Origin of the sequence: Acidiphilium multivorum AIU301 (assembly GCF_000202835.1) — a bacterium.
Lineage (GTDB): Bacteria > Pseudomonadota > Alphaproteobacteria > Acetobacterales > Acetobacteraceae > Acidiphilium > Acidiphilium multivorum.
The window spans coordinates 783,603-798,935 of record NC_015186.1; the positions used below are offsets into that span (position 1 = coordinate 783,603).

Here is a 15,333-nt window from a genome sequence, read left to right on the forward strand (position 1 = left end):
GTGCCTGCGCCGGACGATTTCCGCTCGCACACGTCCGCTCCGCTTCCGGCTGGAACCCGCCGCGACATCGCCCGCCGGCTGGCCGGCGGTCCGACCGGCCCAGACGACCCGGCTTCGGGATCGCCGGCCGGCGACGCGGCCGCATCGGTGCGCGCGGCAGTGGCCGGGCGGATCGGGCTCGTGTGTGTCGCCTGGCCGGGTTTCGCGCATCCACTCTGGCTGCGCGCCGGGAGTGGCGATGCCGAAGCGGCCATCACCGCGCTGCGGGATGGCGTGGCAGGACTCGATCTGCCGTTCCTGCCGCACCGGATCATGGTGATTGGCGATGGATATCTTGCCGTCGCCCTCGCCGCGGCGTTTCCGGCCGCCGCCGTTGCCAGCATCGAACCGGTGCCCGGGCGCGCCCGGCTGCACGCGCTGAATACGCTGCCCTGGCGGCGGATCTCCGCCATCCATAACCCGGTCGGCATTGCCGGCGCCCGCCTCGCCGTGATGACCGATCCGGCAACCGGCGCCGAGCGGCTGGTGCCCGATCCACGGGGCGATATCGTCACGCTCGGCTTCGAGCCTGTGTTGCGGCATCTCGGCTGGGGCGAGGCCGATCTGCTGATCGTCGATCCCGCAGCCTGCCCCGATCTCGCCAACCCAGCGATCGATGGCGTGCTGGCCGCCTTCCGCCGCGTGATGATCCATACGGGCGGAACAACGATTCCGTCCGATCTGATCGCCCGGTTCCCGCCGCCCGCCTGGCGGGCCGGCACCGTGCCGAGCCATGCCGTGTTCGACCGTGCTGCCTTCGGCCCGCAACCGGTATCGCGTCGGCAACCGGTTTTCGACATCGCTGGCGATCCGCTGGCCTGCACGCTGCCCGGGCGCGGCTGGAGGCCGGTGGGCGACACGGGATTCTGCCTCGCTCCTGCCGGCGAAGCCCCGGTCCGGCTCACGCTGCGCTGCTTCGCCGCCGGTCCCGCAGCCTTCGAGGCGCAGCTGCGCCTGCTGCCCGCGCCGGGCCCGGCGCTGCGTCTGGCGATCGGCTTCGCGGCGGCCGGCAGCGGGCGGGAGATCCATCGTGCCGCCCACGAGATCCGGCCCGGTGAAACCCGGCACTGGCGCTTCGACCTGCCGGTCTATTTCGGCGAGGTCGACATCTCGTTCGAGGTCGCGGCGCGCGATGGAACCGGGGAAGGCGGCTGGCTCGAAATTCGCGACCCGGCTTTTCTCTGAGCAGGGCTGCGCATGGAATGGAGCGAACCCGCGATCGTCCTCAGCGTTGCCGCGTTCGGCGAGAGCGATCTGCGGACCATCGTCCTGGCCGAGACGCATGGCGCCTGGCACGGGCTGGCGCGCGGCGGGGCGGGGCGGCGCGGGGCGCCGATCTGGCAGGAAGGCAATCTGATCAACGCCCGCTGGGTCGCGCGCCTGCCGGAACAGCTCGGCAGCATCAGCGGGGAGCTGGTGCATCCCGCCGCCGCGATCGCGATGGCGGACCCGCTGGCGCTGGCGGTGCTGCGCGCGGCCTGTGCCGTCGCGGCGGGTGCGCTGCCGGAGCGCGAGGCGCATCGCGGCGCGTTCATCCGGCTTGCGCGGCTGCTGGGCGGCATCGGCATCGCCGGCACCGCGCTGCCGGCGCTGGTGCGCTTCGAACTCGAATTGCTGCGCGAGCTCGGCTACGGGCTCGATCTGTCGTCCTGCGCGCTGTCCGGGGCGGCCGAGGATCTCGCCTTCGTTTCGCCGCGCACCGGCCGCGCGGTGGCGCGCGGCGCAGCCGGCGATTGGGCGCCGCGGCTGCTGAAGCTGCCGGCCTTCCTGCTCGACGAGGATGCCGCGGACGATGAGGCCGACCTTGCTGCCTGCCGCGACGGGCTGGCGCTGACCGGCCATTTCCTCGCCCGCGATGCGTTCGGCGCGCGCCATGCCCCGCTTCCCACGGCCCGGCTCGGCCTCTATGACCGGCTGACCCGCAGACTGAACGGAGACGACGATGCCCGATGACCTCCTGGGCAATGTTCAGGACACGAAACTCGCCACCGCCCTTTCCGAGCGGTACCTTGCCTATGCGCTGTCGACCATCATGGCGCGGTCGCTGCCGGATGTGCGCGACGGGCTGAAGCCGGTCCATCGCCGGCTGATCTTCGCGATGCGCCAGCTCCGGCTCGATCCGGGCTCGGGCTTCAAGAAATGCGCCCGCGTGGTGGGCGACGTGATGGGCAAGTTCCACCCGCATGGCGACATGTCGATCTACGAGGCGCTGGTTCGCCTCGCGCAGGATTTCGCCTCGCGCTACCCGCTGATCGAGGGCCAGGGCAATTTCGGCAATATCGATGGCGATAACGCCGCGGCGATGCGCTACACCGAAAGCCGGCTGACCGAGGTTGCCGCCGCGTTGCTGGAGGGGATCGACGAGGACGCCGTCGATTTCCGCCCGACCTATGACAACGAGGATACCGAACCCGTCGTCCTGCCCGGCGCGTTTCCCAACCTGCTGGCCAATGGCGCGGCCGGCATCGCGGTCGGCATGGCGACGTCGATCCCGCCGCACAACGCGGCCGAGCTGTGCGCCGCCGCGATCCACCTGATCCGCCATCCCGAGGCCGACACCGCGGCCCTGCTCGATTTCGTGCAGGGGCCGGATTTCCCGACCGGCGGCGAGCTGGTGGAGGACCGCGCGACCCTGCTCTCCGCCTACGAGACCGGCCGCGGCTCGCTGCGCGTGCGGGCGCGCTGGAGCCGCAGCGATCTCAAGGGCGGGGCTTGGCAGATCGTGGTCACCGAAATTCCCTATCAGGTGCAGAAATCCCGGCTGATCGAGCAGGTCGCGCAACTGATGGCGGAGCGCAAGCTGCCCTTGCTGGGCGATATCCGCGACGAAAGCACCGAGCGCGTGCGCATCGTGCTCGAGCCGAAATCGCGCACCGTCGATCCGGACATGCTGATGGCGAGCCTGTTTCGCGCCACCGCCTTCGAGCAGCGTTTCAGCATGAACATGAATGTGCTGGACGCCGACCGCACGCCGCGGGTGATGGGACTGCGGGAGATGCTGCGCGCCTGGCTCGATCACCGGCACGAGGTGCTGGAGCGGCGCTCGCGCCACCGCCTCGCCGCGATCGCCCGCCGGCTGGAAATCCTCGAAGGCTATCTCGCGGTCTTTCTCAATCTCGACGAGGTGATCCGCATCATCCGCACCGAGGACGAGCCGAAACCCGCCCTCATCGCCGCCTTCACCCTGACCGACACCCAGGCCGAGGCGATCCTCAACATGCGGCTGCGCAGCCTGCGCAAGCTCGAGGAGATGGAAATCCGCAAGGAGCACAAGGCGCTGACCGCCGAGCGTAAGGCGCTGGATGCGATGCTGGCCGACCCGGCCAAGCGCTGGGCGCGGATCGAGACCGAAATCGAGGCGACGGCGAAGACATTCGGCGGCGGTCCGGGCGCGCGGCGCACCACGATCAGCGGTGCTGTGCCGGTGACCGAGGTGGCGGTCGAGGCGCTGGTGGAGCGCGAACCGCTCACCGTGATCCTGTCGGAAAAAGGGTGGATCCGCGCGCTCAAGGGCCATGCCGTGGCCGAGGCCGAGCTGAAGTTCAAGGAAGGCGACCGGCTGAAGGCGCTGTTGCGCTGCTCCAGCCTCGACCGCGTGACGGTTTTCGCGACCAATGGACGCGTCTACAGCCTGCGCGCCGCCGACCTGCCGCGCGGGCGCGGCGATGGCCAGGCGATCCGGCTGATGGTCGATCTCGGCAACGAGGACGAGGTGGCGGCGCTTTTCATCGCCGATCCCGAGGCGCGCTATCTCGTTGCCGGCACTGACGGACGGGGCTTCATCATCGCCGGTGCCGAGCTTGGCGCGGAAAAACGCACCGGCAAGCAGATCCTCACCGTCCGGCCGGGGCAGGAGGCAATGCTGTGCCGGAAGGTCGCAGGCGATCATCTCGCGGTAATCGGGCAGAACCGCAAGCTGCTGGTCTTCCCGCTCGAGCAGGTGCCGGAGATGGCGCGCGGTGCCGGCGTGATCCTGCAGAAATACAAGGATGGCGGGCTGGCCGACGCCAAGGCCTTTACCCTTGCGTCCGGGCTGAGCTGGCGGCTGGGCGACAAGCAGCGGACGGAAACGCGGCTCGCCGAATGGCTCGGCGCGCGCGGCCAGGCCGGAAGGCTGCCGCCGACGGGCTTCCCGCGGTCGGGCACGTTCGGCCCGCCGGACGATGACGCCGGCTGATGCGCCCTCCCGGCTGACCGATCGTGCAGGGTTGCCGCTTACGGGCGGCAGCCTCGCGCTGAACTTCCGCGCCGTCTCCCTGCTCGAGGGAATTCGTGCCGCGATTGCGGTCGCCGGCACGCTCGCGGCGGGCGCCCTGCTGGACCAGCCGCAACTCGCCCTCGCGGCGCTCGGCGCGCTGCTCGCCTGCTTTACCGATCCAGGCGGCGCGCTGCCGGCGCGCCTGCCGCCGATGCTGATCTTCGGCGTGGCCGGCGCGATCTGCCTCGGAGGTTTCGGGCTGCTGGACGGCGCCAGCCCGTTGCTTGCCATTCCCGTCGCGGGGCTCACCATCTTCTGCTGCAGCCTTGCCCGCATCTACGGGCAGGGCGGATTGCTGACCGGCAACCTGCTTGCCGTCACGATCGTGCTGGCGCTCGACATGCCGACCGGCTCGCCGGTCGCCGCATTGCATGCGGCCTTCGGCTTCTGGGCCGGCGCCGCGGAAGCCGCGATCCTGACCCTTGCGCTCTGGCGCATCCGTCCGTTCGGCCCGGCGCGCGCGGCCCTGGCGGATGCGGCGCTCGCGCTGGCCGAGCTCGCCCGCGATCTTGCCGAACGCGAGGCCGATGCCGGCGGCGAGACCGGGTTCGATTTGCACGCCCGCGGCCATCGCCGGGCCGTGCGCGAAGCGATCGAGCGCGCCCGCGCCGTCACCCAGGCCACCCTGCGCCGGCGCGGCGTGGCAAGCCAGCGGGCGAACGCGCTCGTTCTTCGCCTGGCCACTTTTGACCAGCTGTTCGGCGCGCTGATCGCGCTGGGTGAGGAAATGGCCGCGCGCGGCGCCGACGATCCCGCCGCTCGCCGCGCCCTCGCCGGCATCGGCGACCTGCTGGGAGCGATGGCGCCCGAACTCGAAGCCGGCCGCACGCTGGATACGGCGCCGCTCCGTGCCGGGCTGGAGGCTCTGCGCGGCACGGTCTCCTCGGCGAAGGGCGATCCCGCGCTGCGCCGTCCGCTGGCCGCCGCGCTCGACCGCCTTTCGGTGCTCATCACCGTCTCGAATGCGCCGGGCGTCACGGCCGCCGACGAGATCGTGCCGCCCGACCTGATGGCCACGATCCTTGGCCCGTTGCGGTCCAATCTCAGCCTGGCCTCGGTGCCGCTGCGCCACGCCCTGCGCTCCATGCTGGTCGCAATCCCGGCGCTCGCCTTCGTCGCCTGGCTCGGCAACCCGTTCGGCCATTGGCTCGCCATCACCGTGATCCTTGTGCTGCAGCCGCATTTCTCGGCCACATGGATCCGCGCGATCGAACGCGTCGGCGGTACCGCGGCGGGCGGGCTGGTTGCCGCCGCCATCGGCCTGCTGGTTCACACCAGGCTGGAACTCGCGGTGGCGATGGTGCCGCTCACGCTGTTCGCCTTCGCCGTGCGCGGGGTGAACTACAGCGCCTGGGTCGTTCTGCTCACGCCGATGATCGTGCTGCTGATCGAGCAGATCGATCCGGGGGCGAATCAGTGGGTCGTCGCCGCCTCGCGCGTCGGTTTCACGCTGGCCGGCGGCATCCTCGCGGTTGCCGCCAATCTCGTGCTCTGGCCGAGTTTCGAGGGTAACCGGCTTGGCGCGGCGCGGCGCGACGCCATTGCCGCGCACCGCGCCTATCTCGTCGCGGCCTTCGCGCATCTGACCGCCGACGCGCCGCCGCCTGAGGCCGCGCGCCGGCAGGCGGGGCTGGCCAGCAACAATCTCGAAGCCTCGATTGCGCGGGTGATGATGGAGCCGCATCGCGACGACGACCCGCTGCTGCGCGCCGCGATCGTCACCGATGCCGCCCTGCGCCGCACGGCCGGCAGGCTGGCGGCACTCGCCCTCGAGCCCCGCCCGGAGGCAGCGGCCCGGGCCGGCTGCCGGGCCTGGGCCGAGGCGCTCGCCGCCTGGTTCGATCCCGACCTGCCGGACCCGCCGCCCTTGCCGCCGCCGGTGGGCCTGCCCGCGATCGATGACGGGCTTGCGCGGCTGGCCCGGCAGGCGGAACTTGTCCGTGAACCCGTGACTTCGGAGACCATCGCATGAGCGATCAAGGCCCAACCCGCCGCAATGGTGGCGTGGTGCGCATTATCGAGGCGCTGCTGTTTGGCGGGCGCTGGCTGCTGGCGCCGCTCTATCTCGCGATGCTGGTGCTGCTGGCGCTGATCGTCGCCCGTTTCATCGTCGAACTCATCCATGCGGCACCCGGACTGATCGCGATGAGCGAGACGCAGGTGATCATGGCGACGCTGTCGCTGATCGACCTCTCGCTCACCGCCAACCTGATCGTGCTCGTGATTCTCTCGGGCTACGAGAATTTCGTCGCCCGCATCACCCTGGCGGAGGGCGACCGCCGGCCGGAATGGATGGGCAGCATCGATTTCGGCGCCCTCAAGCTGAAAATGCTGGGGTCGATCACGGTCATCGCCGCGGTCCATGTCACCCGCGTCTTCCTCGAGGTGCGCACCGAATCAGACCGCGTCGTGCTGTTCCAGTCCGGGCTGATGCTCGCGCTGGTGCTCACCGGCGTGCTTCTCGCGCTGACCGACCGGCTCGCCGGTCACGACTGAAGCAGCGCCGCGAGGAAGCGGCGGAACCGGTCGGGCTCGACCCTGTAGGCCTGCGGCGCGGTCTCGTGGATGCCTTCGCTCAGCAGGCCGATCCGCTGGCCGCGCAGTGCGGCGATCGCCGACTGGTCGAGCGCGTGGCAGCGGATCACCCCGGTCACGCAGTCCGGCCCGGCGAAGATCGCATTGTGCAGGCCCGAGCCCATTGGCCCCACGATCGCCCGCGCGCCGGCGAACAGCCCGACCTGTTCGGCGAAGGGCAGGGTTTCCGGCCGCAGCACGGCGAAGCCGAATTCGTCGCGGGCGATGGCGGCGATCTCGCTCTCGTTGACGTAGCGGCGTTGCGGCGCATCGGGATTGGCGAAATCGCCGCGGGCGACGAAGATCCGTGGCACGGGTGCTGCTGGCGGGCGGGTTGTGCGGGCGATGAAATCGTCGATCAGCGATCCGGTCAGCGGATGATACCCGCCGCGCCGGCCGAGCAGCGGGAGGATGATGGCGCGGTCGAGATCGAGTCGCTCGTGCGCCGAGTCGAACCAGATGGCCTGTTCGGGATCGATGCCGAGATGATCGTGCAGGATCGTGATGAACCAGTCCGGCATCTGGCGGTCGAGCACCGGGAGGGCGCCAGACAGCAGCGGCGAAAACCGGGCGGCGAGCAGCAGCTTCGGCAGCATCTCGATCAGAAGGTGGCCGTAGACCCGAACGCCCCAGCCGTGAAAGACGAAGGCCGGCCGCGCCTCGCGCCGCGGCGGCAGGGTGGCGAGGCGCGCCGGCATCGCCCCGTCATCCTCATGCACGATGCGGCGGACATAGACGGGCATGACGCTTTCGTCATCGAGCAGCGCGCCGCCATGCCATACCAGCCCCGGCCCGGCGAGGCGCGCCCGCATCGGCCCGAGCAGGGCGAGATCGAAGGCCTCGCGCGGCGCCTCGGCGTGGAGCCGGATCCATTCCGGCGCAATGAATTCCGGGTCCGCCGGGCGTGGCATGGGAAGCGGCGCCGGCATCGCCGCGGCGGCGAGGCGGATCCGCGGGATCGCGCCGCCCGCCGCGCGCAGCAGGCCGGACGGTTCAGCGCTCGTAATGGTCCGCCACCAGCCGGTCGAGCAGGCGGACGCCGAAGCCGGTCGCCCCCTTCGGGCCGACGGCGCCGTCCTTGGTCGCCCAGGCCATGCCGGCGATGTCCAGATGCGCCCAGGGCACCTTGTTGACGAAGCGCTGGAGGAACTGCGCCGCGGTGATCGAGCCGCCGGCGCGGCCGCCGCCGATATTCTTCATGTCGGCGATGTCGCAGTTGATCAGCTTGTCATAGGCCTCGCCCATCGGCATGCGCCATACGCCCTCGCCGGTGATCTTCGCCGCCTCGGCGAGCTGCCCGGCCAGCGTGTCGTCGTTCGAGAACAGGCCGGCATTCTCGTGGCCGAGCGCCACGATGATGGCCCCGGTCAGCGTCGCGAGGTCGATCATGAAGCGCGGCTGGAACCGCTCCTGCGCGTAGGCCAGCACGTCGGCCAGCACCAGCCGGCCCTCGGCGTCGGTGTTGAGCACCTCGATCGTCTGGCCGGAATAGGAGGTCACGACATCGCCCGGCCGCTGCGCGCTGCCGGAGGGCATGTTCTCGACCAGGCCGACCAGCCCGACCGCGTCGACCCGCGCCTTGCGCCCGGCGAGTGCCGCCATCAGGCCGATCACCGTGCCGGCGCCGGCCATGTCCCATTTCATGTCCTCCATCCCGGCGGCGGGCTTGAGCGAGATGCCGCCGGTATCGAAGGTCACGCCCTTGCCGATGAAGACCAGAGGATCGTGCGGGACGGCGCGCTCCTTGCGCGCGGGTTTCGCCGCCTGCTTCGCCTGTGCCTTGCGGCCGCGCGCCGGCGCCTCGGGCTCGGAGGCGCCGAGCCATTGCATGACCACCACGCGCGGCTCGTTCACGCTGCCGCGGGCGACGCCGAGCAGCGCGCCGAAGCCAAGTTTCTCAAGGTCGCGCTGGTCCATCACCTCGACCTTTACGCCGAGCGATTTCAGCGTCTTCGCGCGGTCGGCCATCTCGGCCGGGGTGAGGATGTTGGCGGGCTCGGAAACGAGATCGCGGGTCAGCTCCACGCCGGCGGCAAGGGCGGCGAGCGGGGCGAAGGCGGTGCGCGTCGCCGCCGTATCGGACGCCAGCACGGCGAGGTTCGCGAGTTTCGGCTTCTGTTCCTCCTTCTGGCGGGTGCGGTAGCGGTCGAACCGGTAGCTGCGCAGCCGCGCGCCGAGGGCGGCATGGGCGAGCAGGGCAGGGTCGAGCGCGTCGGCGGCGAGCGAGGCGGACGGCTCCTTCAGCAGTGCCGCGGCGGCGGTCGCCCCGGCGCTCTCGGCGCGGTGGGGGGTGACGTCGTCGGCGGCGCCGAGGCCGACCAGCACCACGCGGTCGAGACCGGCGCCGGGCGCGATCAGGGTTGCGGTCTGCCCGCGCTTGCCGGTGAAGCGCGCCGCCGCCATCGCGCGGGTGAGCCCACCTTCGAGGGCGGCGTCCAATGCTGCTGCAACACCGTCGAGCGCCGCGCCCTCGGCCAGCAGCAGGGCGAGCGCACCGCTTTCGGGCAGCGCGGGCTTTGCAAATCCGATATCGATCATGCCGTCTTGTCCCGTTTTCCGTTTCGTTTAGCGACGCAATCCAGCATGCTCGCCAATTTGGTGTTTTCCAAGCCCCGGGATATCAGGCGGGCATGAACGACAATCAACTGCTCGAACTCGCAGCCTCGCTGGCCGAGGCCGCGGGGCGCGAAATCCTTGCCGTCCGTGCCGGCGGCTTCACCGTTGACCGCAAGGCCGACGAAACCCCGGTGACGATCGCCGACACGCGCGCCGAACGGGTGATCGTCGAGGGGTTGCGCCGTGCCGTCCCCGAGATCCCGGTGGTTGCCGAGGAAGAAGTCGCCGCCGGCCGGCAGACCGATCCCGGCCGCCGCTTCTGGCTGGTCGATCCGCTCGACGGCACGCGGGAATTCGCCGAGGGGCGCGACGAGTTCGCGGTCTGCATCGGCCTTGTGGTCGATGGCCGGCCGCATCTCGGCGCGGTCGGCGCGCCGGCGCAGGGTGCCGTCTATGGCGGGATCGTGGGGCAGGGGGCCTGGCGGCAGAACGGTGCCGGCCGCCACCCGATTGCCGCCCGCACCCCGCCGGCGGAGGGGATCACCGTCTATGCATCTCGCCATTACGCGGACGATCCGCAACTCGCCGCCTATCTCGCCCGCTACAAGGTAGCGAAGCTGACGAATATCGGCTCGGCGCTGAAATTCTGCCGCCTCGCCGAGGGCGCGGCCGATTTCTACCCCCGCCTCGGCCGGACCATGGAGTGGGACACCGCGGCGCCGCAGGCGGTGCTGGAGGCGGCGGGCGGCTGCGTCGTCACCATGGCGGACGAAACCCCTCTCCGTTACGGCAAGAAGGGGTTCGAGAACCCCCACTTCCTCTGCTTCGGCCGCGCCGCCGGCTGAAGGCGTGGCTCAGGGCGCCGGCCAGAGCCAGGCCGCGCCCCGCACGCCCGAGGAATCGCCGTGCTTGTTGCGGACCACCGGCGTGTCGAACGTGTCGCTGATGATGTAGGGTTTCATCAGCCCCGGCAGGTCGGTGTAGAGATGGTCGAGATTCGACAGTCCGCCGCCCAGCACGATCACGTCCGGATCGAGGATGTTGACGATCATGGCGAGGCCGCGCGCCAGCCGGTCCGCATGGATGGCGAGGGCGCGGATGGCGCGTTCCTCGCCGGCGGCGGCGCGTGCCGGCACCGAGCCGGCATCCCGGGCGCCCGGCCCGTCCGCCTCTGCGGCCAGTGCCGGGCCGGCGATGTAAGTCTCGAGGCAGCCCGGCTTGCCGCACCAGCAGCGCCGCAACGGCATTTCCTCCATGCGTGGCCAGGGCAGCGGGGTATGGCCCCATTCGCCGGCGATGTGATGCCGCCCTTCCAGCACCTTGCCGTCGATCACGATGCCGCCGCCGCAGCCGGTGCCGATGATCACGCCGAAGACGCAATGCGCGCCCGCGCCCGCGCCGTCCGCCGCCTCGCTCATCGCGAAACAGTTCGCGTCGTTCGAGACGCGGACGGGCCGGCCGAGCTTCGCCTCGAGGTCCTTGTCGAACGGGTTGCCGTTCAGCCGCTCGGAATTGGCGTTCTTCACGAGGCCGGTGGCCGGGCTGATCGTCCCTGGAATGCCGATGCCGATGCCATGCGCCGGGCCGAGCCTGGCCTCGGCATCCTGAACGAGGCCGGCGATCGTGTCGATCGTCCGACCGTAATCCTGCGGTGTCGGAACCCGCACGCGATGCGCCAGCGAGCCGTCGGGCATCAGCGCCGCGATCTCGATTTTGGTCCCGCCCAGGTCGATGCCGATGCGATAGGTCATGATCTGTCCCGTCCGTTACGTCCGGCGCCTCTATCACGCCATTGGGCCTATTGCTCAAGAGGCGGCGAGGCGTCACCATGTTCCCATGGCGGACAGACAGCTCGACGCGCGCTATCTGAAAGGGCCGATGCCGGTGCTGCGGGCGGCCCGCGAACTGCGCTCCATTGCCCCTGGCACGCGGCTGCGCGTGCTCGCGACAGATCCCCGCGCTGTCGTCGATTTTCGCGATTTCTGTCGCGATGCCGGCCACGCGCTGATCTCGTGGAGCGAGGTAAAGGGCGTCTTCAGCTTCACCATCCGCGCCGGCGGCGCGAAACAGGAGGCCGCCGCGAAAGAAGCGGCCCGGCACGACACCGCCAGATAAGCAAACCAACAGGGAGACTCCGAGACAGATGCCCGTTGCCCTGATCACCCATCCCGCCTGCTTCGACCACGATACCGGCCCGCACCACCCCGAGCGCCCGGCGCGGCTGCGGGCCGTGCTGGGCGCGCTGGAAACGCCCGAATTCCAGCATCTGCTGCGCGAGGTGGCGCCGGAGGCGCCTGAATCCGCGCTGCGCGCGGTGCATCACGACGCTTATGTCGATTCGATCCTGGCGATGGCGCCAGCGGAAGGCGAACCGGTGCATCTCGATGCCGACACGCTGATGAGCCATGGCAGCCTCGCCGCGGCGCTGCGCTCGGCCGGCGGCGCCATGCGCGCGGTCGACGCGGTGATGGAGGGCTGGGCCCGCGCCGCCTTCGTTGCCACGCGGCCGCCGGGGCATCACGCCGAGCCGAATCGTGCCATGGGCTTCTGCCTGTTCGCCAATGCCGCGATCGCCGCGCATCATGCCCGCGCCCATGGTCTGAAGCGCGTTGCCGTGGTCGATTTCGATGTCCATCACGGCAACGGCACCCAGGCGATGTTCGAGACGGATGCCGACCTGTTCTATGCCTCCTCGCACCAGTATCCGTGCTATCCGGGCACCGGCCGCCCTTCCGAGCGCGGGGTCGCCGGCAATATCGTCAACGCCGCGCTGCCGCCCGGCTCGGGCTCGGCCGAGTTCCGCGCCGCCTGGCAGGACACGCTGATCCCCGCACTCGAGCGGTTCGCGCCGGAACTGCTCATCATCTCCGCCGGGTTCGATGCCCACCGGTTCGATCCGCTCGCCGAACTCAATGTCGAAACCGCCGATTTCGCCTGGCTGACCGAGGCGCTTGTGCGCGTCGCCGACCGGCATTGCGGCGGCAAGGTGGTTTCCCTGCTCGAGGGCGGCTACGATCTCGAGGCGCTCGCCGCTGGCACCGCCGCCCATGTCCGCGCCTTGATGCGGCATTGATCCGGCGCTATCGCGGGGAAAACCTGGGAGTTTCGATCATGGCCGCAGCCAAGCCGGACGCCGGCGCCCCGGAGTCGGGACCGGACATCGACAAGTTGTCCTTCGAGGATGCCCTGGCCGAGCTGGAGCGCATCGTGCGCGGGCTCGAAACCGGGCAGCAGAAGCTCGAGGACGCCATCGCCGCGTATGAGCGCGGCAGCCGTCTGAAGCAGCATTGCGAGGCGCGGCTGGCCGAGGCCGAGAGCCGCGTGCAGTCGATCGTCGCCCGCGCCGACGGCTCCCTTGCCCTGAAGGACGACCAATGACCGCCACCGAGTCCGACGCCGCTCTCGCCGCTGCCCTCAGGGACGCGGCTGCCCTGATCGAGACCGAACTCGACGTGCTGCTGCCCCTGCCCGAGGGTGAGGAGCGCCCGCTGGTCGAGGCGATGCGCTATGCCGTGCTCGGCGGCGGCAAGCGGATGCGCGGCTTCCTCGTGATCGAGACGGCACGGTTGTTTTCGGTCAACATCACCTGCGCGGTACGCGTTGCCGCCGCGGTCGAGATGCTGCACGCCTACTCGCTGGTGCATGACGACCTGCCGGCGATGGACGATGACGATCTGCGCCGCGGCAAGCCGTCCTGCCACAAGGCCTTCGACGAGGCGACCGCGATCCTGGCCGGCGATGCGCTGCAAACCCGCGCCTTCGAGGTGCTGGCCGAGCCGGACACCCATTCCGATCCCGAGGTGCGCTGCGAACTGGTGCTGGCCCTCGCGGCCGCCTCCGGCGCGCGCGGCATGGTCGGCGGCCAGATGATCGACATCGTCTCGGAAGGCCGGCAGCTCGAACCGCCGGTGATCACCCGCCTGCAGGCGCTCAAGACCGGGCGGCTGATCCAGTTCAGCGCCGAGGCCGGTGCCATTCTCGGTCGCGCGCCGGGGCCGCAGCGGCACCATATCGCCGGCTACGGCCGGGATCTCGGCGCCGCCTTCCAGATTGCCGACGACATTCTCGACGAGGAGGGCTCGGATGCCAGCCTCGGCAAGACCGCCGGCAAGGACGCTGCCCAGGGCAAGGCGACGATGGTCGCGGTGATGGGGATCGAGCGCGCGCGCACCCATGCGGCGCATCTCGCGAGCCAGGCCGCCGCCTATCTCGACAGTTTCGGCGCGAAGGCCGATCTGCTTCGCGCGCTGGCCGCCTTCACGGTCAACCGCCGGAACTGACCGGCGGACGATGCGGATCGTCATCGCCAGCCGGATCCTGAACGAGGAGGACATCGTCGAGGCCTTCGTGCGGCACAACGCGAGCTTCGCGGCGCACATGCTCTTCCTCGACAATGGCAGCACCGACCGCACGCTCGCGATCCTGCGGGCGCTGCGCGACGAGGGGCTTCCATTGTCGGTGTTCCAGGCCCGCGCCGTCGGGTTCGACGAGGCGCGGGTGAATTCATGGCTCTACGAGACCGCCGACGGGCTGCACCACCCGGATTGGGTGGCGTTTCTCGATGTCGATGAATTCATCGTCGCGGGCGAGGGCGGGCTGGGCGGCGCGCTTGCCGCGACGGTGGCGGGCGCGGCGACGGTGCCGCTCGTGCATTATTTCGACACCGTGGACGACGACCCGGCCGAACCGGTCGTCCCAAGGCGGATGCGCTGGCGCGCGCGGCAGACCCCGCCGGTGCCCAAGGTCATCGTGCGCGGCGGCTTCGGCGCGCGCTGTGCCGTGGCACCCGGCAATCATGGTGCGTCGGTCGATGGCGTCGCGCTGCCGCAAATCGGCCTGCCCGGCGCCGCACTCGCGCATTATCCCCGCCGCTCCGGCTGGCACGACCTGCAGAAATGCGGGATCGGCTGGCTCAAGGTGCTGGCGGCCGGCGCGGCTGCGCTGCAAAACCGCTATTCGGAACACTATCAAGTGCCGTTCGAGCGTTTGCGTGATGCTCCCGCGAGCCTGATCGGCGACCCGGCCTATCTCGCCCAGCCCGTGGACCCGGCGCGGATGGTGTTCGACCCGATCGACTATCGCGGTGGCGAGCTGCGCCATACGGTGCCGTCCGACCCGGCGATGCGCGCGCTCGCGGCGGCGTTGCACCATGCCGAGGCGCTGGCCCGTGCCCATGGCCGCCTGCTTGACGTGTCGGCCGAGGCGCGCGGCCTGGTCGCGCGATGGAACGCGGAGCGCGAATTCCTGTTCTGACCGGAGCCGCGGCGACCGGCATGGAGGGCGGCATGGACCATGAGGCGAGGGGTGGAGCGGGGCGCCGGCGCATGGATCGCGATCGCCTTGCCGCGTTCAGCGACGGGGTGCTCGCCATCATCATCACGGTGATGGTGCTCGAGCTGAAGACGCCGTCCGGCCCCGAGCTTGCCGCGCTGTCCGCCAGCTTGCCGACGCTCGCCGGCTACGTGCTGAGCTTTCTCTATGTCGCGATCTACTGGAACAACCACCATCATCTCTTCCAGCTGGTCGAGCGGGTGAATGGCACGATTCTCTGGGCCAACATCCACCTGCTGTTCTGGCTGTCGCTGATCCCCTTCGCCACCGGCTGGCTCGGCGAGTACCCCCGCGCCTCGGGCCCGGCGGCGCTCTACGGCTTCGTCCTATTGATGCCGGCGATTGCCTGGAAGATCGCGCAGGCGGCGATCATCCACGCGCAGGGTCCAGACTCCCCTCTGGCGACGGTGCTTGGTCGCGACATCAAGGGGAAGATTTCACCGCCGCTCTATCTCGCCGGCCTGGTCCTCGCCTTCGTCTCGCCCTGGATCGCCGATGGACTTTACGCTCTGGTCGCCTTGTTGTGGTGCGTGCCGGACCGTCGGATCGAAGCGTTGTTCGACGGGCGCTGAGCG

15 protein-coding genes are annotated in these 15,333 nt (G+C 70.3%); 12 read left to right on the plus strand and 3 right to left on the minus strand.

The window, feature by feature from the left end:
- From ACMV_RS03415 to ACMV_RS03435, 5 genes are read left to right on the plus strand one after another with little or no spacing between them, the layout of a single operon-like run.
- Nucleotides 1-1,224, plus strand: coding sequence for a hypothetical protein (locus ACMV_RS03415; protein WP_013639555.1), 1,224 nt, complete (start codon nucleotides 1-3; stop codon nucleotides 1,222-1,224).
- A gap of 12 nt (nucleotides 1,225-1,236) precedes the next feature.
- Nucleotides 1,237-1,992, plus strand: a complete 756-nt coding sequence (gene recO / locus ACMV_RS03420) for a DNA repair protein RecO (RefSeq protein ID WP_013639556.1) — start codon at nucleotides 1,237-1,239, stop codon at nucleotides 1,990-1,992.
- Nucleotides 1,982-4,216, plus strand: a complete 2,235-nt coding sequence (gene parC, locus ACMV_RS03425) for a DNA topoisomerase IV subunit A (protein WP_011942076.1) — start codon at nucleotides 1,982-1,984, stop codon at nucleotides 4,214-4,216. The genes recO and parC overlap by 11 nt, the downstream gene beginning before the upstream one ends.
- Nucleotides 4,203-6,269, plus strand: a complete 2,067-nt coding sequence (locus ACMV_RS03430; protein ID WP_013639557.1) for an FUSC family protein — start codon at nucleotides 4,203-4,205, stop codon at nucleotides 6,267-6,269. The genes parC and ACMV_RS03430 overlap by 14 nt, the downstream gene beginning before the upstream one ends.
- Nucleotides 6,266-6,793 carry a YqhA family protein gene (locus ACMV_RS03435; protein ID WP_007421475.1) on the plus strand — a complete coding sequence of 176 codons (528 nt, stop codon included), beginning with the start codon at nucleotides 6,266-6,268 and terminating at the stop codon, nucleotides 6,791-6,793. The genes ACMV_RS03430 and ACMV_RS03435 overlap by 4 nt, the downstream gene beginning before the upstream one ends.
- Here the strand turns inward: ACMV_RS03435 and ACMV_RS03440 are convergent.
- Entirely contained in the window at nucleotides 6,784-7,782 is a 999-nt protein-coding gene (locus ACMV_RS03440; RefSeq protein ID WP_231844479.1) for a glycosyltransferase family 61 protein, read from the minus strand. The genes ACMV_RS03435 and ACMV_RS03440 overlap by 10 nt on opposite strands.
- An 82-nt stretch (nucleotides 7,783-7,864) precedes the next feature.
- The gene (locus tag ACMV_RS03445; RefSeq protein ID WP_011942073.1) at nucleotides 7,865-9,409 is read right to left on the minus strand and encodes a leucyl aminopeptidase; all 1,545 of its coding nucleotides are present in this window, start codon (nucleotides 9,407-9,409) and stop codon (nucleotides 7,865-7,867) included.
- Between the two features lie 92 nt (nucleotides 9,410-9,501).
- Here ACMV_RS03445 and cysQ point away from each other — a divergent pair, with 92 nt between their 5' ends.
- On the plus strand, nucleotides 9,502-10,272 hold the full coding sequence (gene cysQ / locus ACMV_RS03450) for a 3'(2'),5'-bisphosphate nucleotidase CysQ (protein WP_013639559.1): 771 nt from the start codon (nucleotides 9,502-9,504) through the stop codon (nucleotides 10,270-10,272).
- Between the two features lie 9 nt (nucleotides 10,273-10,281).
- Here cysQ and ACMV_RS03455 read toward each other — a convergent pair whose 3' ends face one another.
- A complete protein-coding gene (locus ACMV_RS03455; RefSeq protein WP_011942071.1) occupies nucleotides 10,282-11,178 on the minus strand; it encodes an ROK family protein in 897 nt (298 codons plus the stop codon).
- A gap of 85 nt (nucleotides 11,179-11,263) precedes the next feature.
- On the opposite strand from ACMV_RS03455, the gene ACMV_RS03460 reads away from it, so the two are divergent.
- The 6 genes from ACMV_RS03460 to ACMV_RS03485 all read left to right on the plus strand — a co-directional run bounded on the left by ACMV_RS03460 (nucleotide 11,264) and on the right by ACMV_RS03485 (nucleotide 15,330).
- Nucleotides 11,264-11,542, plus strand: coding sequence for a sulfurtransferase TusA family protein (locus ACMV_RS03460; protein WP_007421470.1), 279 nt, complete (start codon nucleotides 11,264-11,266; stop codon nucleotides 11,540-11,542).
- A gap of 28 nt (nucleotides 11,543-11,570) precedes the next feature.
- Nucleotides 11,571-12,500, plus strand: a complete 930-nt coding sequence (locus ACMV_RS03465) for a histone deacetylase family protein (protein ID WP_013639561.1) — start codon at nucleotides 11,571-11,573, stop codon at nucleotides 12,498-12,500.
- Between the two features lie 38 nt (nucleotides 12,501-12,538).
- Nucleotides 12,539-12,805, plus strand: a complete 267-nt coding sequence (locus ACMV_RS03470; protein ID WP_011942068.1) for an exodeoxyribonuclease VII small subunit — start codon at nucleotides 12,539-12,541, stop codon at nucleotides 12,803-12,805.
- Nucleotides 12,802-13,707, plus strand: coding sequence for a polyprenyl synthetase family protein (locus ACMV_RS03475; RefSeq protein WP_007421467.1), 906 nt, complete (start codon nucleotides 12,802-12,804; stop codon nucleotides 13,705-13,707). Before ACMV_RS03470 ends, ACMV_RS03475 begins: the two co-directional genes overlap by 4 nt.
- A 10-nt stretch (nucleotides 13,708-13,717) precedes the next feature.
- A complete protein-coding gene (locus ACMV_RS03480; RefSeq protein WP_013639562.1) occupies nucleotides 13,718-14,680 on the plus strand; it encodes a glycosyltransferase family 2 protein in 963 nt (320 codons plus the stop codon).
- A 71-nt stretch (nucleotides 14,681-14,751) separates the two neighbouring features.
- A complete protein-coding gene (locus tag ACMV_RS03485; RefSeq protein ID WP_007421465.1) occupies nucleotides 14,752-15,330 on the plus strand; it encodes a TMEM175 family protein in 579 nt (192 codons plus the stop codon).
- Nucleotides 15,331-15,333 lie beyond the last annotated feature (3 nt).